The sequence below is a fragment of the Betaproteobacteria bacterium genome (assembly GCA_016720855.1).
Classification (GTDB): Bacteria; Pseudomonadota; Gammaproteobacteria; order Burkholderiales; family Usitatibacteraceae; genus FEB-7.
Genome location: JADKJU010000001.1, coordinates 592,076 through 615,098, shown reverse-complemented (window position 1 = coordinate 615,098; position 23,023 = coordinate 592,076). Strand labels below are relative to the sequence as shown.

Below are 23,023 nucleotides of genomic sequence, written 5' to 3'. Positions count from 1 at the left end.
ACAGGAAGCAAGGGACACCATGACCTACGGACTCGAGACTGCGGAGCACCCGGAGCAGCTGCGCCGCGTGGCGATCGACCCGGTGTCGCGCGTCGAAGGCCACGGCAAGGTGACGATCCTCCTCGACGACGACGACAAGGTGCGGCAGGTGCGACTGCACGTGGTCGAGTTCCGCGGCTTCGAGCGCTTCATCCAGGGCCGGCCGTACTGGGAAGTGCCGGTGATGGTGCAGCGCCTGTGCGGCATCTGCCCGGTGAGCCACCACCTGGCGGCCTCGAAGGCGATGGATGCCATCGTCGGCACGAAGCGTCTCACCCCGACGGCAGAGAAGGTCCGGCGCCTGATGCACTACGGCCAGATCCTGCAGTCGCACGCGCTGCATTTCTTCCACCTGTGCTCGCCGGACCTGCTGTTCGGCTTCGCCAGCGAGGTGGCGAAGCGCAACATCGTGGGGGTCGCCGCGGCGCACCCCGAGACGGCCCGGCGCGGCGTGCTGCTTCGCCGTTTCGGGCAGGAGGTGATCCGGGTCACGGCCGGCAAGCGCATCCACGGCACGGGCTCGATCCCCGGCGGCGTGAACAAGTCCGTCACCCGCGAGGAGCGCGATGTCCTGCTCGCCGACATCTACGACATGGTCGCCTGGTCGCGCGACGCCGTTGCCCTGGTGAAGCAATTGCACGGGCAGGACCCGGCGCTCTACAACAGCTTCGGCGTCTTCCGCTCCGGCATGATGTCGCTGGTGGCGCCGGACGGAGCCCTGGATTTCTATGACGGCAGCCTGCGTGCCCGAGACGAGTCCGGCGCGATCCTCTTCGACCACGTGAACTATCGCGAGTACGCGTCGTACATCCGCGAGGAAGTGAAGCCGTGGAGCTACATGAAGTTCCCGTTCCTCTCCTCGCTCGGCGCCGAGAAAGGCTGGTACAAGGTGGGGCCGCTCGCGCGGGTGCAGAACTGCGATCACATCGCCTCGCCCCTGGCCGACGCGGAGCGGCGTGAGTTCGTCGATTACGCCGGCGGCTCCCCGATCCATGCGCCGCTTGCCTATCACTGGACGCGCATGATCGAGATGCTGCACGCCGCGGAGACGATCAAGGACCTGCTGCACGACGACGACATCATGGGCGACGACCTCGTATCGACCGGCGAGCATGCGCGCGAGGGCATCGGCGTCATCGAGGCGCCGCGCGGAACGCTGATCCACCATTACCGCGTGAACGACGACGACCTGGTCACGATGTGCAACCTCATCGTCTCGACCACGCACAACAACCAGGCGATGAACGAGGCCATCCGCCACGTCGCCAAGCGTTACCTGAGCGGCCACCGCCTGACCGAGGGGCTGCTCAATCACATCGAGGTGGCGATCCGCGCCTTCGATCCGTGCCTGTCCTGCGCCACTCACGCGCTCGGGCAGATGGCGCTCGAGCTGACCCTTGTCGGCGCCGATGGCGTCGAGCTGGACCAGCTTGCGCGTCACGGTGACGGCACCGTGAGCCGATCGCCGCCGTGAGCGGCGCGGTTGCCATCTTCGCCGTCGGCAACCGCAGCCGCGGCGACGACGCCGTCGGGCCGCTGCTCCTCGACCGGCTCCGGGTGTGGCTGGACGACCGAGGTCTCTCGGGCGACTTCGAGCTTTTCGAGGAGTACCAATTGCAGGTGGAAAACGCACTCGACCTCGAGGGGCGCAGGCTCGCGCTTTTCATCGACGCCTGCCGGGAGACGACCGAGCCGGTCACGTTCGGTCCGGTGGGCGCCACGGCCCTGGGGGTGGGCCATTCGACGCACTCGCTTTCCCCCGGAGCGGTCCTCGGCGTGTACCCGAGGGTGACCGGTGAGGCGCCTCCCGCGGCGTTCGTCCTCGGCATCCGCGCGGCGCAATTCGATCTGGGTTCCGAGCCCGCACAGGCGACGAGCGATGCGATGGAGGCGGCCTGGGCGTTGCTGTGCTCGCTGTGCCGTTGTCCGAGCCACGCGGAATGGCAGACAATGGCGACCATCGCCCGCACCCCGCGGACGCAGATCGCCTGACCGACCCCGTGCCCACTGCCTACCCGCATCTGCTCGCGCCCCTCGACCTGGGCTTCACCACCCTGGCCAACCGGGTCCTCATGGGCTCGATGCACACCGGGCTCGAGGACAAGGCGAAGCATTTTCCGAAACTCGCCGCGTATTTCGCCGAACGCGCCCGCGGCGGCGTGGGGCTCATCGTGACGGGCGGCTTCGCGCCGAACATCGAGGGCTGGCTCACGCCCTTCGGGTCCACGCTGGCCTCTTCCGCGGCGGCGCGCGCCCACCGGCCGATTGCGCAGGCGGTTCATGCCGAGGGCGGAAAGATCGCGCTGCAGATCCTGCACGCCGGGCGGTACGGCTATTCGCCGCTTTCGGTGGCCCCCTCGAGACTCAAGTCGCCGATCAGCCGCTTCACGCCGCGCGAGCTCTCCGGCGGCGGCGTCGAGCGCCAGATCCGCGCCTTCGTGCGCTGCGCCTGCCTGGCGCGCGATGCCGGGTACGACGGAGTCGAGGTGATGGGGAGCGAGGGCTACTTCATCAACCAGTTCCTGGCAACGCAGGCCAATCGCCGGACGGACGAGTGGGGCGGGTCGTACGAGAACCGCATGCGCCTGCCGGTCGAAATCGTGTCCCGCATCCGCGAAAAGGTGGGGCGCGACTTCATCGTGATCTACCGGCTCTCCATGCTCGACCTCGTGCCCGGAGGAAGCACCTGGGAGGAGGTGGTGACGCTCGCCAGGGCCGTCGAGAAGGCGGGGGCGACGATCATCAACACCGGCATCGGCTGGCACGAGGCGCGCGTGCCCACGATCGCGACCAGCGTGCCGCGCGCGGCCTTCGCGTGGGTGACGAAGAAGCTCAAGGGCGAGGTGTCCATCCCGCTTTGCACCACCAACCGCATCAACGACCCGGCAGTGGCCGAAGCGGTGCTCGCCGACGGGTGCGCGGACATGGTGTCGATGGCGCGGCCGATGCTCGCCGATCCGGCGTTCGTGAGAAAGGCGGCGGCCGGACGAGCCGACGAGATCAACACCTGCATCGCGTGCAACCAGGCGTGCCTCGACCATGTGTTCGAGGGGAGGATGGCCACATGCCTGGTGAACCCGCTTGCCTGCCGGGAGACCGAACTGCTCATCGAACCCGCGATGGCGAGGAAGCGCATTGCCGTCGTCGGGGCCGGCCCGGCAGGACTCGCCTGCGCCACCACGCTGGCCGAGCGCGGCCACGAGGTGGACCTCTTCGACGGCGCTTCCGGGATCGGCGGCCAGTTCAACATGGCCAAGCGCATTCCCGGCAAGGAGGAATTCCACGAGACGATCCGCTACTTCCGGCGACGCATCGAGGTGACGGGGGTGCGCCTGCATCTGTCGCGGCGCGTATCGGCCGAGGACCTCGTGGGCTACGAGGAGGTGGTGCTCGCCACCGGCGTTGCACCACGCGACCCGGGGATCCCGGGCGGGAACGATGCGCGGGTGCTCTCGTACATCGACGTGTTGCGCGAGTCGAAGCCGGTTGGCGCCCGGGTGGCCATCGTGGGGGCCGGTGGCATCGGCTTCGACGTGGCCGAGTTCCTGGTTGATGACGGGCATTCGCCCTCGCTCGACATCGAGGCCTGGCGCCGGGAATGGGGTGTGGAGGACCCCGCGAGCGTTCGTGGCGGCGTGGCCGGCGTGAAGCCGCGGCCTGCGCCTCCGGCAAGGCAGGTGTACCTGCTGCAACGCAAGAAGACCAAGCCCGGTGCGGGGCTGGGCAAGACCACGGGCTGGATCCACCGTGCGGCGCTGAAGATGAAGCGCGTCGAGATGATGGCGGGCGTCAACTACGAAGGTGTCGTGGAGAAGGGCCTCGCCGTGAGCTTCGGCGAGAAGCACGAGAACGCGACGGTACTGGAAGTGGACACGATCGTGCTGTGCGCCGGGCAGGAGTCGATGCGCGAGCTCGAAGCGCCCCTCAAGGCGGCCGGCGCCTGCGTTCACCTCATCGGGGGCGCGGCGGTCGCCGGCGAGCTGGATGCCCGGCGCGCGATCGACGAGGGGACGCGGCTCGGCGCGCGACTGTGAAAAAAGGGGACAGACCCCAATTACCCGAAGCTGGGTAATTGGGGTCTGTCCCCTTTTTTCCTGTCCGCCCTCAACCCATCGACTTCGCCATGCGTTCGACGGCCTTCTTCAGGTTGTCCATCGACGTGGCGAAGGAGATGCGCAGGCACCCCTCGGTGCCGAACGCGGAGCCCGGCACGGCAGCGACGGCCTCGGGCTGCTCCATGAGGTAGTCGCACAGGGCCAGGTCGGTCGGGGCCTTGAGCTTGCCTGCGTCGTGCAGGCGCCTGATCGCTGCGCTGCAGTCCGGGAACGCGTAGAACGCGCCCGCGGGCGGGAGGCATCGCACTCCGGGTATCCGGTTGAGCGCCTGGACAAGGAACTCTCCGCGCTCCTTGAAGGCGGTCAGCATCGGCACGATGCAGGCCTGGTCCCCGTTCAGCGCCGCCTCGGCCGCCCATTGCGCGATCGACGTGGGATTCGACGTCGAGTGCGACTGGATGCTCTCCATGGCCTCGATGAGATCCGTCGGCCCGCCGCAATAGCCGATGCGCCAGCCGGTCATGGAGTAGGCCTTGGAGACACCGTTCTCGACGACCGTGCGGTCGTAGAGGTCCGGGCAGGCGTTGAGGATATTGGCGAACTTCGAGCCGTCCAGGAGGATCTGCTCGTACATGTCATCGGAGGCGATCACGATGCGCGGGTGCCTGCGCAGCACCTCGCCCAGGGCCTTCAGCTCGTCGAACGTGTACACGGCGCCGGAGGGGTTCGACGGGCTGTTGATGAAAACGAGGCGCGTCCTGGGCGTGATGGCCTTCTCGAGCTGCGCGGCGGTCATCTTGAAGCCCTGCTCGATGCTGGCCGAAACGATGACGGGCAGGGCGCCAGCAACCAGGGCCATGTCGGGATAGCTGACCCAGTAGGGCGCCGGGATGATCACCTCGTCACCGGGATTGAGCAGCGCCAGGCACAGGTTGAAGGACGTGCGCTTGCCGCCGCAGGACACCAGGATCTGCTTCTCGGTGTAGTCCAGGCCGTTGTCGCGCTTGAACTTGGCGATGATGGCCTTCTTGAGCGAGGGTGTGCCGCCCACGGCCGTGTACTTCGTGAGGCCCTTGTTCAGGGCCGCGACGGCCGCGTCCTTGATGAACTGGGGCGTGTCGAAGTCGGGCTCGCCAGACCCCAGGCCGATGATGTCCTTGCCCTCGCTCTTGAGCCTCACCGCCCTGGCGGAGATGGACATGGTGGGAGAGGCCTTGATGGAGGCGAGGCGGGCGGCGACGAGCGACATGGTTTCTCCGGGGCAGGTGGCGAATGGCGGGAACTTCCCGCATTTTACCGGACGATGCGCCGCGGCAATAACCGGAACTTTCGGGACCCGGACGGACGGCACGGGCATGAGGGCCGCGATCGCCCGGCGGGTGAGCCATTGCCGCCGGCGATTGATAGAATGCACGGTTAACCAGACGCATGGCCCCCATGACCGACGTCGTCACGTACCCCGGCAGCCCGTTTCGCCTGCACCGCCCGTTCCTGCCTGCCGGGGACCAGCCCGCCGCCATCGAGGCGCTGACGCAGGGGCTCAACGACGGCCTGGCCTACCAGACCCTTCTCGGGGTGACGGGGTCGGGCAAGACCTACACGATGGCCAACGTCATTGCACGCACCGGCCGCCCGGCCCTGGTGATCGCCCCCAACAAGACGCTCGCGGCGCAGCTCTACTCGGAGATGCGCGAGTTCTTCCCGGAAAACGCGGTCGAGTATTTCGTCTCCTACTACGACTACTACCAGCCCGAGGCGTACGTTCCCTCGCGCGACCTTTTCATCGAGAAGGACAGCTCGATCAACGAGCATATCGAGCAGCTTCGCCTGTCGGCCACGAAGAGCGTCCTGGAGCGGCCGGACACGGTGATCGTCGCGACGGTGTCGTGCATCTACGGCATCGGCGACCCCGAGGACTACCAGGAGATGCGCCTCATCCTGCGCGAGCGCGACCCGGTCCCGCAGCGCGACCTCCTGCGCCGCCTGGCGGGAATGCAGTACACCCGCAACGACATCGACTTCCGGCGGGGCACCTTTCGCGTGCGTGGCGACTCGATCGACATCTTCCCCGCGGAACTGGGCGAGACGGCGCTTCGCGTCTCGCTCTTCGACGACGAGATCGAATCGCTCATGCTCTTCGACCCGCTGACCGGGCAACTGGGGCAGAAGGTGCCGCGCTTCACGGTGTACGCGAAGAGCCACTACGTCACGCCCCGCGAGACGGTGCTCAAGGCCATCGAGGCCATCAAGGTCGAGCTTCGCGAGCGGCTGGAATTCTTCCAGAAGGAGGGCAAGCTCCTGGAGCTGCAGCGCCTGCAGCAGCGCACGCACTTCGACCTGGAGATGCTCAACGAACTGGGCTTCTGCAAGGGGATCGAGAACTACTCGCGCCACCTCTCGGGCCGCGCGCCAGGCGAGCCGCCCCCCACGCTCATCGACTACCTGCCGTCCAGCGCGCTCCTCATCATCGACGAAAGCCACGTCACCGTCTCGCAGGTGGGCGCCATGTACAACGGCGACCGCTCGAGGAAGGAGACGCTGGTGGCCTACGGCTTCCGCCTGCCTTCGGCGCTGGACAACCGCCCCCTCAAGTTCGCCGAGTTCGAGCGCCAGATGCGCCAGGCGATCTTCGTCTCGGCCACGCCCGCCGACTACGAGGCGAACCACGCCTCGCAGGTCGTCGAACAGGTGGTGCGGCCCACGGGCCTCGTGGATCCGGTGATCATCGTTCGCCCGGCGAGCACGCAGGTTGACGACCTGCTGTCGGAGGTCAACCGGCGCGCGGCGATCGGCGAGCGGGTGCTCGTGACGACGCTCACCAAGCGCATGTCCGAGGACCTCACGGACTACCTCGCCTCGCACGGGGTCAAGGTGCGCTACCTGCACTCCGACATCGAGACCGTGGAGCGGGTGGAAATCATCCGCGACCTGAGGATGGGCCTCTTCGACGTGCTGGTCGGGATCAACCTGCTGCGCGAGGGGCTCGACCTGCCGGAAGTGTCGCTGGTGGCGATCCTGGACGCGGACAAGGAAGGGTTCCTGCGATCCGTCCGCTCGCTCATCCAGACCATCGGGCGGGCCGCTCGCCACATCAACGGCACCGCCATACTCTACGCGGACAGGGTGACCGACTCCATGAAGGCGGCCATCGGCGAAACCGACCGGCGCCGCGCCAAGCAGGTGGCCTTCAACCTCGCCCACGGCATCGAGCCGAAGGGCATCTCCAAGAGCGTCAAGGACATGATCGACGGCGCCTACGACGCCGACGAGGCGAAGGAATCGAAGCGCCTTTCCAGGGAGGCGGCGAAGATCGAGGCGCTGGGGGAAAAGCAGCTCGACCAGCGCGTGAGGAAACTGGAGAAGGAGATGCTGGAAGCGGCGAGGAACCTCGAGTTCGAACGCGCGGCGCACCTGCGGGACGAACTGCGCGTCGTCCGCGAACGGCTCATGGAGGTGGGCGGTGGCTGACCGCGGCGGCAGCGTCCTTTTCGTGTGCACGGGCAACATCTGCCGTTCACCGACGGCCGAGGGCGTCTTCCGGCACCTGGCGCGCGAGCGTGGCGTGGTAGAGCGGCTGCATATCGATTCGGCGGGCACCATCGACTACCACGAGGGCGAGGCGCCGGACCCGCGGGCGATCGAGCACGCTGCGCGGCGGGGCTACGACCTCTCGGACCTGCGCGCGCGACAGATCACCTATGCGGACTTTCATCAGTTCGACCGCATTCTCGCCATGGACCGCGGCCACCTGCGGGAATTGAAGGGGGAGGCGCCCAAGGGCACCCTCAGCCGCATATCGAGGTTCCTGGACCACTCGGGCCGGTGGCCGGGGATGGACGTCCCCGATCCCTACTACGGCGGGGAGCGCGGGTTCGAGGAGGTGCTGGACATGGTCGAGGAGGCCTCGGCGCGGCTCCTCGAGGAAATCCTGGCCGGCCTGCCGCGCTGAACCACCAAGGAGAGTGTGATGACCAAGCCTGCTGTCAGCCGCTTCCCCGTCCCGAAGCTCTCGGAGCTGCCCGGGGACATCCGGGAGCGGATCAACAAGGTGCAGGAAAAGGCGGGGTTCGTGCCCAACGTGTTCATCGTGCTGGCGCACCGGCCCGACGAGTTCCGCGCCTTCTTTGCCTATCACGACGCGCTGATGCTGCGCGCGGGGGGCCTTACCAAGGCCGAGAAGGAAATGATCGTGGTGGCCACGTCGAGCGCGAACCACTGCCTCTATTGCATCGTGGCTCACGGCGCGATCCTGCGCGCGTACTCGAAGCGGCCGCTCCTCGCGGACCAGGTTGCTGGCAACTACCTGAAGGCGGACTTGAGCCCGCGCGAACGGGCCATCCTGGACTTCGCGATGAAGGTGGCCACGCAGGCGCACCGGGTGGAGGACCACGACTTCGCCCCCCTGCACGCCCATGGGCTTTCCGACGAGGATGTCTGGGACGTGGGTGCCATCGCAGCGTTCTTCGCGCTTTCCAATCGCATGGCGAACCTCACCTCGATGCGGCCGAACGACGAGTTCTACGCGATGGCTCGATAGCGGCGCCGAAGTCTCATCCCGGGCCCTTTTCCTCCATGAGGGCGAGGAGGTTGCCTTCGGAATCGCGCAGGAACGCCATCCACAGCTCATGGTCCGGCATGGTGGCCACCAGGTGGGGACCGGCCTCGAATGTCGCGCCCTTCGCGACGATCGAGTCGTGTGTCGCCGCGAGGCCGGACACCTTGTAATAGATGATCGACCCGGGGTGGTCGTACTCGGGTTTCGAGGCGGTGGAGAGCATGAGTCGCACGCCGCCGCAAAGGAAGAAGGCGAGGTTCGGGCCCGCGTCGAACAGGTGCTTCAGGCCCAGGACGTCGCGATAGAAAGCCCTCGCGCGGTCCGTGTCCTTGACGTTGATCGAGATCTGGCCGATCGACTCGAGCATTTCGCCCTCCCGTGGGTCTACCAACCGCCGGTGCGGATCCACTCCTCCATCACGGGGATCCGGTCCACGCCCCAGAAAGGCTCGCCGTCCACGATGAAGTGCGGGGAGCCGAAGACGCCCGCCTTCATGGCGTTGTCCACTTCGGTCTTCATGCGCTCCTTGATGGCCTCGCCCTTGAGCGGCTCGGCCAGAGCCGCAGAGTCCACCCCGGCTGCGCCGGCGAGCTCCAGCACGACTTCCGGGTCGGCCACGTCGCGGCCTTCCACGTAGTACGCGCGCAGGACGCGCTTGGCGAAATCGCGGGCCCGGTCCGGATCGGCATCGGCGACCAGATAGAAGGCTCGGGCGGCGACCTGCGTGCCGACGGGAAATTTCCCCGGAAGGCGGAACGGCACCTTGTGGAAGCGTGCCATGCGCGCAAAGTCGCGTTTCGAGTAGTCGCCCTTGATCGGGAGCATCGTGAGCGGCGCCGTGCCGACTGCCTTGAAAATCGGGCCCAGCAGGATGGGATGCCAGTTCACTTTTCGCCCGTGCCGGGCGGCCACATCGTCGATCAATTCGGCGGCGATGTAGCCGTACGGCGAGGAGAAATCGAACCAGAACTCGATGGGAGAAGGCATGACGCGGTCAGGCCTGCGGCGCGTTGCCTTCAGTCGTCACGGGCGCGGTTTCCACGAGCTGCAGCGGTTCCGCGGTGGCTGCGGAAGCCTGCGCATTGCGGCGCCGCCGCACCGGACGGTGCGACTGTTCCTCGTCGACCGCGGGAATCACCGTTGCCAGCTTTTCCCCGGCTGTCTCCACCAGTTGCAGCGGCTCGGCAGGTGCCACGGGCGCGTCACCCCGACGGTGCTTGCGCACGGGACGCGCAGGCTCTGCCGCGACGGTGTCGTGCTCGCTGACGACCTGGTAGGTCGCCAGAGGAGCCGCGAACGAGGCGATGACCTGCGGCTTGTGCGGCAAGGGTGTCGCTTCCACTGCGGGCTCGACGTGGCGTTGTGGTTCGGGCTCGCGCACGGGCTCGGGCTCGCGCACGAGTTCCGGCTGACGCGCGGGTTCCTCCTGGCTCACCGGGTCCGGTTCGCGAACCTGGGGAACAGGGACGGGTGCGGGCGCAGCAGACCTGGGTGCGGAAGCGGGTTCGCCTTGCATCGTCTCCGATTCCTCGGCCTGCTCGGCAGGGAATTCCGCCCGCAAGTCGGCCATCGTCTCCGGCGCGCGATCGCCCCGGTCACCCCGGCCGCGACCCCGGCCGCGACGGCGACGTCGGCCGCTTTCGCCTTCCGCGCCATTGGCTTCGGTGTTTGGAACCACGGGATGGGCCGTCAGCGCGGCTACGGGCTCGTTTGCGCCTGCCATGGGCACCGCTTCCTCGCGCGGTGCGTGCGGCTCGCCACCCTGGGGCTGGCCTCTGCGGCGACCTTCGCCGCGGTTCTCACTGCGGCTTTCGCCACGGCGGCCTTCACCGTTACCTTCGCCGCTGCTCGGGGCACGGCCTTCGCCACGACCTTCGCCGCGGCCTTCGCCACGGCTTTGGCCCCGGCCTTCGCTGCGACCTTCGCTGCGACCTTCGCTGCGACCTTCGGCACGGCCTTCGCCACGACCTTCGCCACGACCTTCGGCACGTCCTTCGCCACGACCTTCGGCACGACCTTCGGCACGACCTTCGCCGCGGCTTTGGCCACGTCCTTGGCCACGACCTTCGCCTCGGCGACCGTCACCTCGCTTGCCATCGCCTCGACCGCCGCGCTTGTCATCGCGTTCCTTGCGGATGATACCTTCCGCAGGCTTCGTTTCCGTCGCGGGCGCCGGGATGGATGCAACGGGAGCGGCCCCGGGCTTGCGGAACCAGCCGAAGATCCGTTCGATGAACCCGCCGCGCGCTTCTTCGCGAACTGCCGGCAGGGCGGCTGGTGCAGCCGGTGCGGCGTCGGCCGGCGAGGGCGACTGCGACTGCGGAGCCGGCTGGTCGGGCGTGATGCCCTTCACCAGAGGCTCCGGACGCGCGGCCTTTTCGTCCTTGTCCTTGGCCTGGGCGCCGCGCTGCGGCCGCCGATCGTCCTCTTCCTCCTCGGGAATGCCGACCATTTCGTAGCTCGGCACCTGCGAGTCGAGCAGCGGCGAGTCGTGGCGCAGGCGCTCGATATGGTAATTGGGCGTCTCGAGGGCGGAATTCGGAATGAGGATCACGCCCACCTTGAATCGGGCCTCGATCTTGATGATCTCGGAGCGCTTCTCGTTGAGCAGGTAGGTGCCGACGTCCACGGGAACCTGCACGTGGACAGTGGCCGTGCTTTCCTTCATGGCCTCCTCCTGCAGGATGCGCAGGACGTGAAGCGCGGTGGAGGCCGTGTCGCGGATGAAGCCGGTGCCGTGGCAGCGCGGGCAGGCGGAGTGCGTCGTCTCCTCGAGCGAAGGCTGCAGGCGCTGGCGGGAAAGCTCCAGGAGCCCGAAGCGCGAGATCTTGCCCACCTGCACCCGGGCGCGGTCGTGGCGAAGCGCGTCGCGCAGGCGGTTTTCCACCTCGCGCTGGTTCTTCGCGCTTTCCATGTCGATGAAATCGATGACGATGAGGCCACCCAGGTCGCGCAGGCGAAGCTGCCGGGCAATTTCGTCGGCCGCTTCGACGTTGGTATTGAACGCCGTCTGCTCGATGTCATGGCCGCGCGTGGCGCGGGCCGAGTTCACGTCCACGGACACCAGGGCCTCCGTGTGGTCGATCACGATCGCGCCGCCGGAGGGCAGGGTGACATCGCGCCGGTAGGCGCTTTCGATCTGGTGCTCGATCTGGAAGCGCGAGAAGAGCGGCACGTCATCGCGGTAGAGCTTCACCTTGTTCACGTTCGCGGGCATCACCGTGCTCATGAACGCGACCGCCTGCTCGAAAATCTGCTGCGTGTCGACGAGGATCTCGCCGATGTCGGGCTGGAAGAGGTCGCGGATGGCGCGCACCACCAGGCTCGACTCGAGGTAGATGAGACAGGGTCCCTTTTCCTCGTTGGCGGCGGTCTCGATGGCCGTCCAGAGCTGCAGGAGGTAGTTCAGGTCCCACTGCATTTCCTCGAGGCTGCGGCCGATGCCCGCGGTGCGGGCGATGAGGCTCATCCCGTCCGGGACCTGCAACTGGTCCATCACCTCGCGAAGCTCGTTGCGGTCCTCGCCCTCGATGCGGCGAGAAACCCCGCCGCCACGCGGATTGTTGGGCATGAGGACCAGGTACCGGCCGGCGAGCGAGATGTAGGTGGTCAACGCCGCGCCCTTGTTGCCGCGCTCGTCCTTGTCCACCTGCACGATCATTTCCTGGCCTTCGCGCAGGTGCGTGGACATCTTCGAGCGGCCGAACTCGCCGTCGTTGTTGACCATGAACTGCTTGGCGATTTCCTTGAAGGGGAGGAAACCGTGGCGGTCGGCGCCGTATTCGACGAAAGCTGCCTCGAGGGAGGGCTCCACGCGGGTGATGACACCCTTGTAGATGTTGCTCTTCCTCTGTTCCTTGCCGGCGGATTCTATGTCGAGGTCGATGAGCTTCTGACCGTCGACGATCGCGACCCGGAGTTCTTCTGCCTGGGTCGCATTGAACAGCATGCGTTTCATTGTATTTTTCTCCCGCGCTCGTAACACGGAAGAGGACCCGTTCTCTTCGGGGCCCTGGACGAGAGTGTTCAGGAATCGATTCTTGACTGCATCAGGAGCTTGCGAGTGAAGGGGGCGATGTCGCTGAGGAGCTTTCGTCTGGCCTCCCGCGGCGTGAAGCGGCGGCAGGCCCGGAAAGGGTGCGTGAAATCGAGCGCGTCAATTCGTTTACCATCGCTGCTTGGCATGGCCGGCGAGCGAAGTTAACCGGCTTCGGGGCCTTTCGCGGCACCCGCGTTCCATTGACCTGATCCAAGGCGCCTTGGCGCTTCCCGCCGGCGATTGCGCAAGCGGGCTTTCAAATCAAGAAGATAAAGTATAACGCCCATGGTGGCCGAAGGCAAAGCGGTTATCGCTCCCGAGCGGGCGGTGAGCTGGATCGAGGTGGACGAGGGTGGCGCCGGGCAGCGGATCGACAACTTCCTGGTCGCCCGCCTCAAGGGGGTTCCGAAGAGCCACGTGTACCGGATCGTGCGCAGCGGCGAGGTGCGCGTGAACTCCGGGCGGGTGGCCGCTTCTCACCGGCTCCAGGTCGGCGACCGCATCCGCGTGCCGCCGATTCGCGTGGCCGAGCGCGAGGCTGGCGACTTGCCGGCGCCTCCCCTGGAGCTGCCGGTGCTTTTCGAGGACGAACATGTCCTTGCCGTGGACAAGCCCGCCGGTCTTGCCGTGCACGGCGGCAGCGGAATTGCGCACGGCGCCATCGAGCGGCTTCGTTCCGCCCGCCCGGAGGCGAAGTTTCTCGAGCTGGTGCACCGCCTGGACCGCGAGACATCGGGCGTGCTGCTGCTCGCCAAGAAGCGGGCCGCGCTCGTCGCGCTGCACGAGGAGCTTCGCGGCCGCGGCATGGACAAGCGCTATCTCGCGGCCGTGTCCGGCCGCGTGCGGGACGAGAAGCGCCGCGTGCAGGTGGCGCTGCGAAAGTATTCGACCGGGGAGGGCGAGCGGCGCGTGGCGGTGGATGAACGGGAGGGCCAGGAGGCCGAGACGATCTTCCGGCGCCTCGCCCGCAACGAGGAGTTCAGCCTGCTGGAGGCGGAACTCCTCACCGGGCGCACCCACCAGATCCGTGTCCATCTCGCGCACATCGGGCACCCCGTGCTCGGCGACGAGAAGTACGGCGACTTCCCGCTCAACAAGTCGCTGCGCAAGCGGGGGCTGCGGCGCATGTTCCTGCACGCGGCCGAACTCTCGTTCGTGCATCCCGCCACCGGGGAGCGTCTCACCGTGCGCTCGCCGCTGCCCGCGGACCTCGAAGCCTTCCGCCGCGCGTGCCTCGCCGAGGCGGCGCCGTCGTGAGCCGTTACGACCTCGTCATCTTCGACTGGGACGGCACCCTCATGGACTCGACGGGGCTCATCGCCTCGTGCATCCAGGAAGCCTGCCGGGAGATGGGACTCGAGGTGCCGGATAGGGAGCAGGCGAAGTGGGTGATCGGGCTGGGAGTCGCCCAAACCATGGAACGAGTGGCCCCGGGGCTGGACGCGTCGCAGCAGCGCGAATTCGCCGACCGCTATGGCCGGCACTTCCTGTCTCGCGACCATGAGGCGCCGCTCTTCGGTGGCATTCCCGAACTGCTGTCGGAACTGCGCCAGCGCGACACGCGGCTCGCCGTGGCGACCGGCAAGTCCCGGCGCGGGCTTTGTCGCGCGCTCGAAGCCTCGGGGCTCGGCGCTTTCTTCGAGGCGACGCGATGCGCGGACGAAGGTTTTCCCAAGCCGCACCCCGACATGGTCCTGCACCTGCTCGAGGAAACCGGCGTCGAGCCTTCGCGTGCGCTGATGGTGGGAGACACGACCCACGACCTCGAACTCGCGGCGAATGCCGGCGTGGATGCCATCGCCGTTTCCTACGGCGCACATGACCTGGCGCTGCTTCGCGGGCGCGATGCAAGACACTACGCCGCCTCGGTGGAAGACCTGCGCCAATGGCTCGCACGCCACGGCTGATCTGCGCGGCGGCGGCGCTTGCCGAGGGCGGCAGCGGCGTGCGCTTTGACTGGTCCCCGGCAGGCGGCGCGGGCAAGGGCTTCGCCATCCGCCACGACGGCGCGGCCCGCGCCTTCGTGAACCGCTGCCCGCACCTTGGCGTCGAGCTGGACTGGCAGGCGGGGGAGTTTTTCGAGGAATCCGGTCTATACTTGGTCTGCTCGACGCACGGCGCGATCTTCGAGCCTTCGACCGGCCTGTGCGTCGCAGGGCCATGCCAGGGGGCCCGGCTCCAGGCGATCGCCGTCGAGGAGCACCAAGGACGGATCCTCATTTACGATGATGTCCCGGATCCCGTCCAGCGGGACGAAACCCACGACAGACCATGACCGAACCGACCCCGACCAGCTGGGAACGCGCCACCCTCGAGAGAATCGCGCTGCGCGCGCTCGACGAGCAGCGCCGCGCCCGCCAGTGGACGACACTCATCCGCCTGCTCTGGCTCACACTCCTCTTCATCGTCGTCGCCGCGGCGATGGGATGGATCGGCGGCTCGACCACGGAGCCCATCCGGACCGGCAAGCATACGGCGCTGGTCGAGCTGCGCGGCGTGATCGGCCTGGAATCCAAGGCAAGCGCCGACAAGATGATCGCGGCGCTCAACGCCGCTTTCAAGGACAAGCACACGCAAGGCGTGGTGCTGCGGATCAACAGCCCGGGAGGAAGCCCCGTGCAGGCGGGCTACATCAATGACGAGATCCGCAGGCTGCGCGGGAAGTATCCCGAGATTCCCCTGCACGCCGTGGTCCAGGACCTGTGCGCCTCCGGCGGGTACTACGTCGCGGTCGCGGCCGACCGGATTTATGTGGACAAGGCGAGCCTCGTCGGCTCCATCGGCGTGATCATGTCCGGGTTCGGCTTCACCGGCACCATGGAGAAGCTGGGCGTCGACCGGCGCGCCTACACCGCGGGCGAGAACAAGGACTTCCTCGATCCCTTCGCGCCCGAGAACCCGGCGCACAAGGAGCACGCGAAGAAGATGCTGGGCGAGATCCACGAACAGTTCATCAAGGTCGTGCGCGACGGGCGCGGCAAGCGGCTCAAGGAATCCCCGGAGATCTTCTCCGGACTCATCTGGACGGGAGAGCGTGCCGTCGAGCTGGGCCTGGCCGACGGATACGGCAGCCTCGACTCCGTCGCTCGCGACGTGATGAAGGCCGAGCGCGTCGTGGATTTCACGCCCGACGAGAACTACTTCGAGCAGCTTTCCAGGCGCCTGGGCGCCGGGGTGGCGGAATCGGCAGTGCGCGCGCTTTCCGAACTCCGCACGCACGGCGCGGCCGCGCTGCAGTAGGACGATGGAGCGGGTCCTGCGCGCGATAAACGCGGCTCTCGGCCGCGGCAGCGCCCCCGAGGGCGATACGCTGGGCGAACTGGGCCTCGTGCGCCAGGCCTTCGACCAGGCGACCGTCGGGCTCACCCTGGTGTCGCTGGACGGCGACTATCTCATCGTGAACCGGGCCTACGGCGAACTCTCCGGCTACGCCACCGACGAGCTGGTCGGCCGCAACTTTCGCCAGCTGACCTTCCCGGAGGACGTCGCGGCCGACGTGGCCGCGCTGGCCCGCGTCCGCGAAACGGGCCAGTGCCCGCCGGTGGTCGAGAAGCGGCTCCTGCGACGCGACGGGGGGGCGGTCTGGGTGCGGCGCAATTCCGGGCTCCTGCGCGATTCCGCGGGCATGCCCCGTTTCGTCATCGGGGCATTTGACGACCTCACGGAGCGGCGCGCGCGGGAACGGGCGCTGCAGTCGACCACACGCTTCATGTCGGCGATCATCGAGACCTCTCCGGTCGCCATCTACGCCACCGACCTGGACGGCATGATCACGCTCTGGAATCCCGCAGCCGAGCGCACCTTCGGGTTCACGCGGGGCGAGGCGCTCGGGCACCGCGCGCCGTTCGTGCCTGCCGACAAGAAGGACGAGGCGAGGCTTCTGCGCGAGAAGACGCTCGCCGGCGAGGTGCTCACCAACCTCGAGCTCGCCCGCCAGAAGGCCGACGGGACGCAGATCGTCATCAACGGGTCGGCGGCGCCCTTGCGAGACGAGGATAACCGCATCGTGGGGCTGCTCGTCATGTGCTCCGACGTGACCGAATCGAAGCGCATCGAGGCGGCCCTGAACGAGCAGCTGCACTTCACGCGGGCCCTCATCGACGCGATTCCCAGTCCCGTCTATTTCAAGGATATCGAGGGCCGTTACCGGGTTTACAACCGTGCGTGGCACGAGCTCTGGGGCGCCGGGAGCAACTGGGAAGGCAAGACGGTTCACGACATGTTCGGGAACGCGATCGCCGAGCTGCACGATGCGCGTGACCAACCCCTTTACGCACAGCCATCGCAGGTGCAATACGAGGCGGTAATGCCGACCACGTCCGGCCACGATCGCGAGATGCTGTACAGCAAGGTGAGCTTCGTGGACCGGGAAGGGAGAATCGCGGGGCTGATCGGCACGATCACCGACGTGACGCGGTACAAGGAGACGGAGCGCGCGCTGGAGGCCAGCGAGGCGCGCTTTCGCGTCCTGACGGAAAGCGGCCTGGACCTGATATCCGTGCTGGGCGCCGACGGAACGATCCTCTACCAGAACCTTGCGCTCGGCAACCTCCTCGGCTACGAGCCCGGCGACACCCTCGGGAGGAACGTCTTCGACCTCGTGCATCGCGACGATGTCGATTCGGCGCGCGCCGCATTTCGCCGGATCCTCGAGACGAGCCACTTCCGCGAGCCGCTCGAGTTCCGCATCCGGCACCGCGACGGCCAGTGGCGCACCTTCGAATCGCTGGGCACCAATTGCGTGGACAACCCGCACATTCGCGGCGTCGTGTTCAATTCGCGCGACGTGACGGAGCGCAAGGTGATCCAGCAGCGCATCCAGCACCTGGCCTATCACGACAACCTCACCGGGCTACCCAACCGGGGGCTTCTGCAGGACCGCCTCGCGCATTCGATCGCGCGCGCGGAGCGGGGCGGCCGGAAGGTCGCGGTGCTGTTCATCGACCTGGACAACTTCAAGAACATCAACGACACGCTCGGACACGATGTCGGCGACGAGTTGCTGCGCCAGGTCGCGCAACGCCTGTCCGGCTGCGTGCGTGCCGGCGACACGATCGCGCGCCAGGGCGGTGACGAGTTCATTGTCCTTCTCGACAGCCTCGACGACGGTCGCGTGGCGTCCGTCGTCGCGCAAAAGATCCTCAACGCGCTGCGAGCGGCGTTCGTCCTGGACGGGATGGAGCAGCACGTGAGCGGCTCCGTGGGCATCGCCGTGTACCCCGGGGACGGCAGCGACGCGCAGACCCTCATGAAGAATGCCGATACCGCGATGTTCCACGGCAAGGGCATCGGCAAGAATACGTACCAGTACTTCACGGCACAGATGAACATCGCCGTGAAGCGGCGCATGACGCTGGAATCGGCCTTGCGCCGCGCCGTGCTGCAGAAGAACTTCGTGCTCCATTACCAGCCGCAGGTGAACCTCGAGACCGGGGAGATCGTTGCGGTCGAGTCGCTCGTGCGCTGGAAGACGGAGGACAGCGGCACTGTCATGCCTGGCGACTTCATCCCCCTGGCAGAGGAGACCGGCCTCATCAGCGAGATCGGCGAGTGGGTGCTTCGCGAGGCGTGCCGCCAGAACAGGGAATGGCAGGACCGCGGTCTCGCCCCGCGGCGGATGGCGGTGAACCTCTCCGCGCGCCAGTTCTCCGACAAGGCGTTCCTCGACACCGTGATCCGCGTGCTGCAGGACACGGGGCTGGATCCGAAGTGGCTCGAACTCGAGATCACGGAAAGCCAGGTGATGCGCCAGACCGATGGCATGATCCTGATGCTCAACCGGCTCTCGGAAATGGGCGTGCACCTGGCGATCGACGATTTCGGGACGGGATACTCGAGCCTGTCCTACCTCAAGCGCCTGCCGATCCAGACGCTCAAGATCGACCAGTCGTTCATACGCGACATCACCGTGGATCCCAACGACGCTGCGATCGTGGTCGCCATCATCAACATGGCGAGGAGCCTCGACCTGCAGACGATCGCCGAGGGCGTCGAGACCGCGGGCCAGCTGGCGATCCTGCGCGCGAAGGATTGCCGGGTGGGGCAGGGTTACTATTTTTCCATGCCCATGTCCGCGGACAGCGTGTACCCGCTGCTCAAGCGGAACAACCTGTACGCCCGCGAACCGGCGCGTGCCCCCTAGGCCTTTGCCCGGCTTGCGTTCGCGAGCAGCAGGAAGATGGCCGGGCGCTTGCCCGGCGGGGAAGGCGAGCGCCGCCATTGGCCGATGCTCTTCGTGCCGATGGCCTCGGTGCTTCCGGTAAGGTCGACGGCCACCGTCAATCGGGTGTCCTCGCGGCAGGTCCTCAGCAGGTCGGCGAGGAGCGCGTCGTTGCGGTACGGCGTTTCGATGAAGACCTGCGTCTCGTGCGCTGCCGCCGAGCGCGATTCGAGGTCCCGGATGGCCGCCATCCGGTCCGGCCCGGCCACGGGAAGGTAGCCCGCGAACCGGAAACGCTGCCCTTCGAGTCCTGAAGCCATGAGCGCGAGCAGGATGGACGACGGCCCGGTCAGGGGCACGACGCGCAGCGCCTCGGCGTGGGCTGCCGCCACCAGCCTGGCGCCCGGATCGGCCACGGCCGGGGCGCCTGCCTCGGACATGAGGCCCAGCGCCCGGCCATCGCGAAGCGGTGCGAGAAGGGCGGCGACATCCGCCTGCTTCGTGTGCTCGTCCAGAACCGTCATGCCGAGTGCGGACAAGGGGCCCGGGTGGCCGCAGGCGGCCAGGAACCGCCGCGACGTCTTCGCGTTCTCGACGACGAAGTCGCGGATGCCGCGAATGCGCGCCAGCACCTCCGCCGGGAGCACCGCCTCCGGCGCGACATCATCGGCTAGCGGCACCGGGATCAGGTACAGGGCTGCAGGAACCATCACGGCACCTGCGCGCCTTCGCTGCGAAGCATGGCGCAGAGGGCAATGAGGGGCAGGCCCACGAGGGCAGTAGGGTCGTCGCCGCGAAGGGCGGCGAGCAGCGCGATCCCGAGCGCCTCGCTCTTGGCGCTTCCCGCGCAGTCGAAGGCAGGCTCGCGATCGAGATAGCGCTCGATCTCGTCGTCCGCGAGCTGCCTGAAGGAAACCTCTGTGGGCACGAGCGCTTCGTGCGCGCGCCCGTTGGCGAGGAGACAAAGGGCGGTATGGAACATGACGGTGCGCCCGCGCATGGCGTGCAACTGCCGCCGGGCGCAATCGCGATCGCCCGGCTTGCCGATCGGGCGCCCATCGAGTTCGGCCACCTGGTCCGAGCCGATCACCCAGGCGCCGGGGAAGCGGTCGAGGGCGGCCCTGGCCTTCAGGCGCGCCAGCCGGCAGGCGGTTTCGGCGCATGATTCGCCCGCGAGGGGCGACTCGTCGATTGACGGCGACCAGGCGTCGAAAGGGATGCCCAGTCGGCCAAGCAGCTCGGCGCGATATCGCGAGCCGGAAGCAAGAATCAGTAAATAGTCTTTCAAATCAATTTTCTATTGACGATAGTTAAACCAAACTCTATCATGAAACTACCATGTCCAGCCCCCAAACCATCGATCCCGAGCGCCTGACCCCGAAGGGTACCGTTTTCGAAGGCGTGCTTCGACCCGGGGATCTGGAGAACCTTTCCGAAGCGCTTGCCTTGCCCGACGGGGAGCTTCGCTACCGGGTCACGGCACGCCTGGACGGCACGCAACGACGCACAGTGTCGTGTATAATCAATGGCTTCGTTTTTCTCACGTGTCAGTCCACTTCCGAAGTTTTCCGGCACGAGGTCACCCTCGACGACCGGCTGGTGCTGGTGGGCTCGGAGGAGGAGCTTCCCGCGTTCGAGGAAGAGAGCGACCGGGAGGATTTCGTGGTTGCCGCGTCACCGGTCGATGTTCACAGCCTGGTCGAAGAGGCGGTGATACTCGCCCTTCCGATGGTTCCGCGAAAACCCGGGCTGGCGGAACCGCCGGAAACCACGGCGGAGAAGCCGCAGAAGCCTTCGTCGTTCGCGGCGCTGGCGGGCTTGAAAAAGACGAAATGATTCAAGCGGTCGCCGCAGTGGCGGCCGCCAACGCAGAATCCAAGGAGAACATCATGGCTGTCCAACAGAACAAGAAGTCGCCCTCGAAGCGAGGCATGCACCGGGCGCACGATTTCCTCACCAACCCGCCCACGGCTGTCGAGCCCACCACGGGAGAGACCCACCTGCGCCATCACATCTCGCCGTCGGGCGTCTATCGCGGCAAGAAGGTCATCAAGACGAAGGACTGAGCACCGAGCGACCGGCCCCGCTTGGCCAGGCTGCTCGTTCCTCGACCATGGCATCCGCTGCCATGAAGTCCGTCATAGCCGTCGACGCCATGGGGGGTGACCATGGCCCCGCGGTCACCATTCCTGGTTGCCTCGACTTCCTGGCGGCCCGGCCGGACGCCCGGCTGCTTCTGGTCGGCCTCGCCGGGCCGCTCGCCGCCGAACTCGCCAGGCACGGCGTCGCGGGCCAACCGGGAATCGAGATCGTCCCCGCCACCGAAGTGGTGGGCATGGACGAGGACATCCGCACCGCGATCCGCACCAAGCGCGACTCCTCGATGCGCGTGGCGATCGACCTTGTCAAGCAGGGGCGGGCGCAGGCATGCGTGAGCGCGGGAAACACCGGCGCCCTGATGGGCACCGCCAAGTTCGTCCTGAAGACGTTACCCGGCATCGACCGCCCGGCGATCTGCGGCGTGCTGCCCACCCGCAAGGGCGTGGTCTACATGCTCGATCTCGGCGCCAATGCCGACTGCAGTCCCGACCACCTGCTGCAGTTCGCCGTCATGGGCGCCACCCTGGCGGAGGTGGTGGAGGGGCGCAGCCGGCCCACGGTGGGGCTGCTCAACATCGGCTCCGAGGAGATCAAGGGCAACGAGGTGGTGAAGAAAGCCGGCGAGCTGCTCAAGGCGAGCACGCTCAATTTCTACGGCAACGTCGAGGGCGACGACATCTACAAGGGCACCACGGACGTGGTGGTGTGCGACGGCTTCGTCGGCAACGTGGCGCTCAAGACGTCCGAGGGAATCGCGAAGATGATGAGCGACTTTCTCAAGCAGGAGTACACGCGCAACCTGTTCACGCGCGCCGCGGCCCTTGTGTCGCTGCCCGTGATCAAGGCCTTCCGCCACCGGCTGGACCACCGCCGCTACAACGGTGCCACGCTCCTGGGATTGCGCGGCATCGTCGTGAAGAGCCACGGCTCGGCCGATCGCCTGGCTTTCGCCACCGCGCTGAATCGGGCGGACGCGGAAGCCGGCCACGGCCTCAACGAACGCATTGCCGCCGAGATCGGACGGCTGCATGGCCTGGGCGTGCTGGCCGGCACCGGCCGCGCTGCCGCGGCGCAGCCCGCGCAATGAGCGCAGCCCGGGCGCAGGAAGCGCCGATTCGCTCCCGCATCGCCGGAACGGGAGGCCACCTTCCCGACAAGATCCTCACCAACCGCGACCTGGAATCGATGGTGGAGACGACGGACGAGTGGATCGTCGCGCGCACGGGCATTCGCGAGCGCCGCATTGCCGCCGACGGCGAAACCGCGAGCGACCTGGCGCTGGCCGCGTCGCGTCGCGCGCTTGCCTCGGCCGGTCTCAGGCCGGGCGACATCGACCTCATCGTGCTCGCGACCTCCACGCCGGACATGGTGTTCCCGTCGAGCGCCTGCCTGTTGCAAAGGAAGCTGGGCATCCGCCACGGCGCGGCCTTCGACGTCCAGGCCGTTTGCGCCGGGTTCGTGTACGCGCTCGCGATCGCGGACCAGTTCATCCGCTCGGGCATGCACAGGCGGGCGCTCGTCGTCGGCGCCGAGGTGTTCTCGCGCATCCTCGATTGGAAGGACCGCGGAACCTGCGTCCTCTTCGGCGACGGCGCGGGCGCCGTGGTCCTGGAAGCCTCTCCCGAACCGGGAATCCTTTCCTCGCACCTGCATGCCGATGGCGCATACGCGGACATCCTGTGCACGCCCGGCCATGTCGGCGGCGGGAAGGTCCTGGGAGACCCGACCCTCAAGATGGACGGCGGCGCCGTGTTCAAGCTGGCCGTGCGCGTGCTCGAGGAAAGCGCGCAGGAGGCGCTCGCGGCCAACGGACTTTGTGTCTCCGACGTGGACTGGTTCGTCGCGCACCAGGCCAACGTGCGCATCATTTCGCACACGGCGAGGAAGCTGGGCATCGCGCCGGAGAAATGCGTGGTGACCGTGGACAGGCACGCCAATACTTCCGCCGCCTCCATCCCCCTGGCCCTCGACGTCGCCGCACGCGACGGCCGCATCAAGCGCGGCGACCTGGTGCTCCTGACCGGCGTCGGCGGAGGCTTCACGTGGGGTTCCGTACTCATCCGGTGGTGAACGAA

Annotated in this window: 21 protein-coding genes; 15 read left to right on the top strand and 6 right to left on the bottom strand. The window is 67.3% G+C overall.

The window, feature by feature from the left end:
- Positions 1-19: 19 nt before the first annotated feature.
- From IPP91_02690 to IPP91_02680, 3 genes are read left to right on the top strand one after another with little or no spacing between them, the layout of a single operon-like run.
- Positions 20-1,513 carry a Ni/Fe hydrogenase subunit alpha gene (locus IPP91_02690; GenBank protein MBL0140984.1) on the top strand — a complete coding sequence of 498 codons (1,494 nt, stop codon included), beginning with the start codon at positions 20-22 and terminating at the stop codon, positions 1,511-1,513.
- Complete coding sequence (locus IPP91_02685) at positions 1,510-2,031, top strand: hydrogenase maturation protease (GenBank protein ID MBL0140983.1); 522 nt, start codon at positions 1,510-1,512, stop codon at positions 2,029-2,031. Before IPP91_02690 ends, IPP91_02685 begins: the two co-directional genes overlap by 4 nt.
- Entirely contained in the window at positions 1,980-4,073 is a 2,094-nt protein-coding gene (locus IPP91_02680) for an NADPH-dependent 2,4-dienoyl-CoA reductase (protein ID MBL0140982.1), read from the top strand. Before IPP91_02685 ends, IPP91_02680 begins: the two co-directional genes overlap by 52 nt.
- A gap of 70 nt (positions 4,074-4,143) precedes the next feature.
- Here IPP91_02680 and IPP91_02675 read toward each other — a convergent pair whose 3' ends face one another.
- Positions 4,144-5,343 (bottom strand): pyridoxal phosphate-dependent aminotransferase, encoded by a 1,200-nt coding sequence (locus IPP91_02675; protein ID MBL0140981.1) that lies wholly within the window; start codon positions 5,341-5,343, stop codon positions 4,144-4,146.
- A gap of 188 nt (positions 5,344-5,531) precedes the next feature.
- Between IPP91_02675 and uvrB the strand changes: the two genes are divergently transcribed.
- Genes uvrB through IPP91_02660 form a run of 3 tightly spaced genes read left to right on the top strand, consistent with a single transcriptional unit; the run spans position 5,532 to position 8,631 of the window.
- Positions 5,532-7,562 carry an excinuclease ABC subunit UvrB gene (uvrB, locus tag IPP91_02670; GenBank protein ID MBL0140980.1) on the top strand — a complete coding sequence of 677 codons (2,031 nt, stop codon included), beginning with the start codon at positions 5,532-5,534 and terminating at the stop codon, positions 7,560-7,562.
- Positions 7,555-8,043: a low molecular weight phosphotyrosine protein phosphatase gene (locus IPP91_02665; GenBank protein MBL0140979.1), complete on the top strand. Its 489-nt coding sequence runs from the start codon at positions 7,555-7,557 to the stop codon at positions 8,041-8,043. The genes uvrB and IPP91_02665 overlap by 8 nt, the downstream gene beginning before the upstream one ends.
- A gap of 18 nt (positions 8,044-8,061) precedes the next feature.
- Positions 8,062-8,631, top strand: coding sequence for a peroxidase-related enzyme (locus IPP91_02660; protein ID MBL0140978.1), 570 nt, complete (start codon positions 8,062-8,064; stop codon positions 8,629-8,631).
- 13 nt (positions 8,632-8,644) lie between these two features.
- Here IPP91_02660 and IPP91_02655 read toward each other — a convergent pair whose 3' ends face one another.
- From IPP91_02655 to IPP91_02645, 3 genes are read right to left on the bottom strand one after another with little or no spacing between them, the layout of a single operon-like run.
- Complete coding sequence (locus tag IPP91_02655; protein MBL0140977.1) at positions 8,645-9,016, bottom strand: VOC family protein; 372 nt, start codon at positions 9,014-9,016, stop codon at positions 8,645-8,647.
- Between the two features lie 17 nt (positions 9,017-9,033).
- Positions 9,034-9,636, bottom strand: a complete 603-nt coding sequence (locus IPP91_02650; GenBank protein MBL0140976.1) for a 2-hydroxychromene-2-carboxylate isomerase — start codon at positions 9,634-9,636, stop codon at positions 9,034-9,036.
- Positions 9,637-9,643: 7 nt separating this feature from the next.
- Positions 9,644-12,607 (bottom strand): Rne/Rng family ribonuclease, encoded by a 2,964-nt coding sequence (locus IPP91_02645; protein ID MBL0140975.1) that lies wholly within the window; start codon positions 12,605-12,607, stop codon positions 9,644-9,646.
- 366 nt (positions 12,608-12,973) lie between these two features.
- Here IPP91_02645 and IPP91_02640 point away from each other — a divergent pair, with 366 nt between their 5' ends.
- From IPP91_02640 to IPP91_02620, 5 genes are read left to right on the top strand one after another with little or no spacing between them, the layout of a single operon-like run.
- Positions 12,974-13,945 carry an RluA family pseudouridine synthase gene (locus IPP91_02640; GenBank protein MBL0140974.1) on the top strand — a complete coding sequence of 324 codons (972 nt, stop codon included), beginning with the start codon at positions 12,974-12,976 and terminating at the stop codon, positions 13,943-13,945.
- Entirely contained in the window at positions 13,942-14,595 is a 654-nt protein-coding gene (locus tag IPP91_02635) for an HAD-IA family hydrolase (GenBank protein ID MBL0140973.1), read from the top strand. Before IPP91_02640 ends, IPP91_02635 begins: the two co-directional genes overlap by 4 nt.
- Positions 14,574-14,963 carry a Rieske 2Fe-2S domain-containing protein gene (locus IPP91_02630; protein ID MBL0140972.1) on the top strand — a complete coding sequence of 130 codons (390 nt, stop codon included), beginning with the start codon at positions 14,574-14,576 and terminating at the stop codon, positions 14,961-14,963. Before IPP91_02635 ends, IPP91_02630 begins: the two co-directional genes overlap by 22 nt.
- Positions 14,960-15,928 carry a S49 family peptidase gene (locus IPP91_02625; protein MBL0140971.1) on the top strand — a complete coding sequence of 323 codons (969 nt, stop codon included), beginning with the start codon at positions 14,960-14,962 and terminating at the stop codon, positions 15,926-15,928. The genes IPP91_02630 and IPP91_02625 overlap by 4 nt, the downstream gene beginning before the upstream one ends.
- A 4-nt stretch (positions 15,929-15,932) precedes the next feature.
- Positions 15,933-18,830 carry an EAL domain-containing protein gene (locus IPP91_02620; protein ID MBL0140970.1) on the top strand — a complete coding sequence of 966 codons (2,898 nt, stop codon included), beginning with the start codon at positions 15,933-15,935 and terminating at the stop codon, positions 18,828-18,830.
- Here the strand turns inward: IPP91_02620 and IPP91_02615 are convergent.
- Both IPP91_02615 and maf read right to left on the bottom strand, forming a co-directional pair.
- On the bottom strand, positions 18,827-19,558 hold the full coding sequence (locus IPP91_02615; protein ID MBL0140969.1) for an SAM-dependent methyltransferase: 732 nt from the start codon (positions 19,556-19,558) through the stop codon (positions 18,827-18,829). The two genes, IPP91_02620 and IPP91_02615, sit on opposite strands and share 4 nt — an antisense overlap.
- Complete coding sequence (gene maf, locus IPP91_02610) at positions 19,558-20,142, bottom strand: septum formation protein Maf (protein MBL0140968.1); 585 nt, start codon at positions 20,140-20,142, stop codon at positions 19,558-19,560. Before maf ends, IPP91_02615 begins: the two co-directional genes overlap by 1 nt.
- A 44-nt stretch (positions 20,143-20,186) precedes the next feature.
- Between maf and IPP91_02605 the strand changes: the two genes are divergently transcribed.
- From IPP91_02605 to IPP91_02590, 4 genes are all read left to right on the top strand, one after another.
- Positions 20,187-20,684, top strand: a complete 498-nt coding sequence (locus IPP91_02605) for a DUF177 domain-containing protein (GenBank protein MBL0140967.1) — start codon at positions 20,187-20,189, stop codon at positions 20,682-20,684.
- 53 nt (positions 20,685-20,737) lie between these two features.
- Complete coding sequence (rpmF, locus tag IPP91_02600) at positions 20,738-20,914, top strand: 50S ribosomal protein L32 (GenBank protein MBL0140966.1); 177 nt, start codon at positions 20,738-20,740, stop codon at positions 20,912-20,914.
- Between the two features lie 62 nt (positions 20,915-20,976).
- Positions 20,977-22,035 carry a phosphate acyltransferase PlsX gene (gene plsX, locus IPP91_02595; GenBank protein ID MBL0140965.1) on the top strand — a complete coding sequence of 353 codons (1,059 nt, stop codon included), beginning with the start codon at positions 20,977-20,979 and terminating at the stop codon, positions 22,033-22,035.
- 26 nt (positions 22,036-22,061) lie between these two features.
- Positions 22,062-23,018 (top strand): ketoacyl-ACP synthase III, encoded by a 957-nt coding sequence (locus tag IPP91_02590; GenBank protein ID MBL0140964.1) that lies wholly within the window; start codon positions 22,062-22,064, stop codon positions 23,016-23,018.
- The last annotated feature ends 5 nt before the right edge of the window (positions 23,019-23,023 follow it).

Bases quoted from the DNA above. Each gene is read 5' to 3' on its own strand.
- IPP91_02690 (MBL0140984.1), top strand. From the start codon at position 20: ATGACCTACGGACTCGAGACTGCGGAGCACCCGGAGCAGCTGCGCCGC.
- IPP91_02660 (MBL0140978.1), top strand. From the start codon at position 8,062: ATGACCAAGCCTGCTGTCAGCCGCTTCCCCGTCCCGAAGCTCTCGGAG.
- IPP91_02625 (MBL0140971.1), top strand. From the start codon at position 14,960: ATGACCGAACCGACCCCGACCAGCTGGGAACGCGCCACCCTCGAGAGA.
- plsX (MBL0140965.1), top strand. From the start codon at position 20,977: ATGAAGTCCGTCATAGCCGTCGACGCCATGGGGGGTGACCATGGCCCC.
- IPP91_02655 (MBL0140977.1), bottom strand. From the start codon at position 9,016: ATGCTCGAGTCGATCGGCCAGATCTCGATCAACGTCAAGGACACGGAC.
- IPP91_02605 (MBL0140967.1), top strand. From the start codon at position 20,187: ATGTCCAGCCCCCAAACCATCGATCCCGAGCGCCTGACCCCGAAGGGT.
- IPP91_02620 (MBL0140970.1), top strand. From the start codon at position 15,933: ATGGAGCGGGTCCTGCGCGCGATAAACGCGGCTCTCGGCCGCGGCAGC.
- IPP91_02615 (MBL0140969.1), bottom strand. From the start codon at position 19,558: ATGGTTCCTGCAGCCCTGTACCTGATCCCGGTGCCGCTAGCCGATGAT.
- IPP91_02650 (MBL0140976.1), bottom strand. From the start codon at position 9,636: ATGCCTTCTCCCATCGAGTTCTGGTTCGATTTCTCCTCGCCGTACGGC.
- IPP91_02640 (MBL0140974.1), top strand. From the start codon at position 12,974: ATGGTGGCCGAAGGCAAAGCGGTTATCGCTCCCGAGCGGGCGGTGAGC.
- IPP91_02675 (MBL0140981.1), bottom strand. From the start codon at position 5,343: ATGTCGCTCGTCGCCGCCCGCCTCGCCTCCATCAAGGCCTCTCCCACC.
- uvrB (MBL0140980.1), top strand. From the start codon at position 5,532: ATGACCGACGTCGTCACGTACCCCGGCAGCCCGTTTCGCCTGCACCGC.
- IPP91_02680 (MBL0140982.1), top strand. From the start codon at position 1,980: ATGGCAGACAATGGCGACCATCGCCCGCACCCCGCGGACGCAGATCGC.
- IPP91_02630 (MBL0140972.1), top strand. From the start codon at position 14,574: ATGGCTCGCACGCCACGGCTGATCTGCGCGGCGGCGGCGCTTGCCGAG.
- IPP91_02645 (MBL0140975.1), bottom strand. From the start codon at position 12,607: ATGAAACGCATGCTGTTCAATGCGACCCAGGCAGAAGAACTCCGGGTC.
- rpmF (MBL0140966.1), top strand. From the start codon at position 20,738: ATGGCTGTCCAACAGAACAAGAAGTCGCCCTCGAAGCGAGGCATGCAC.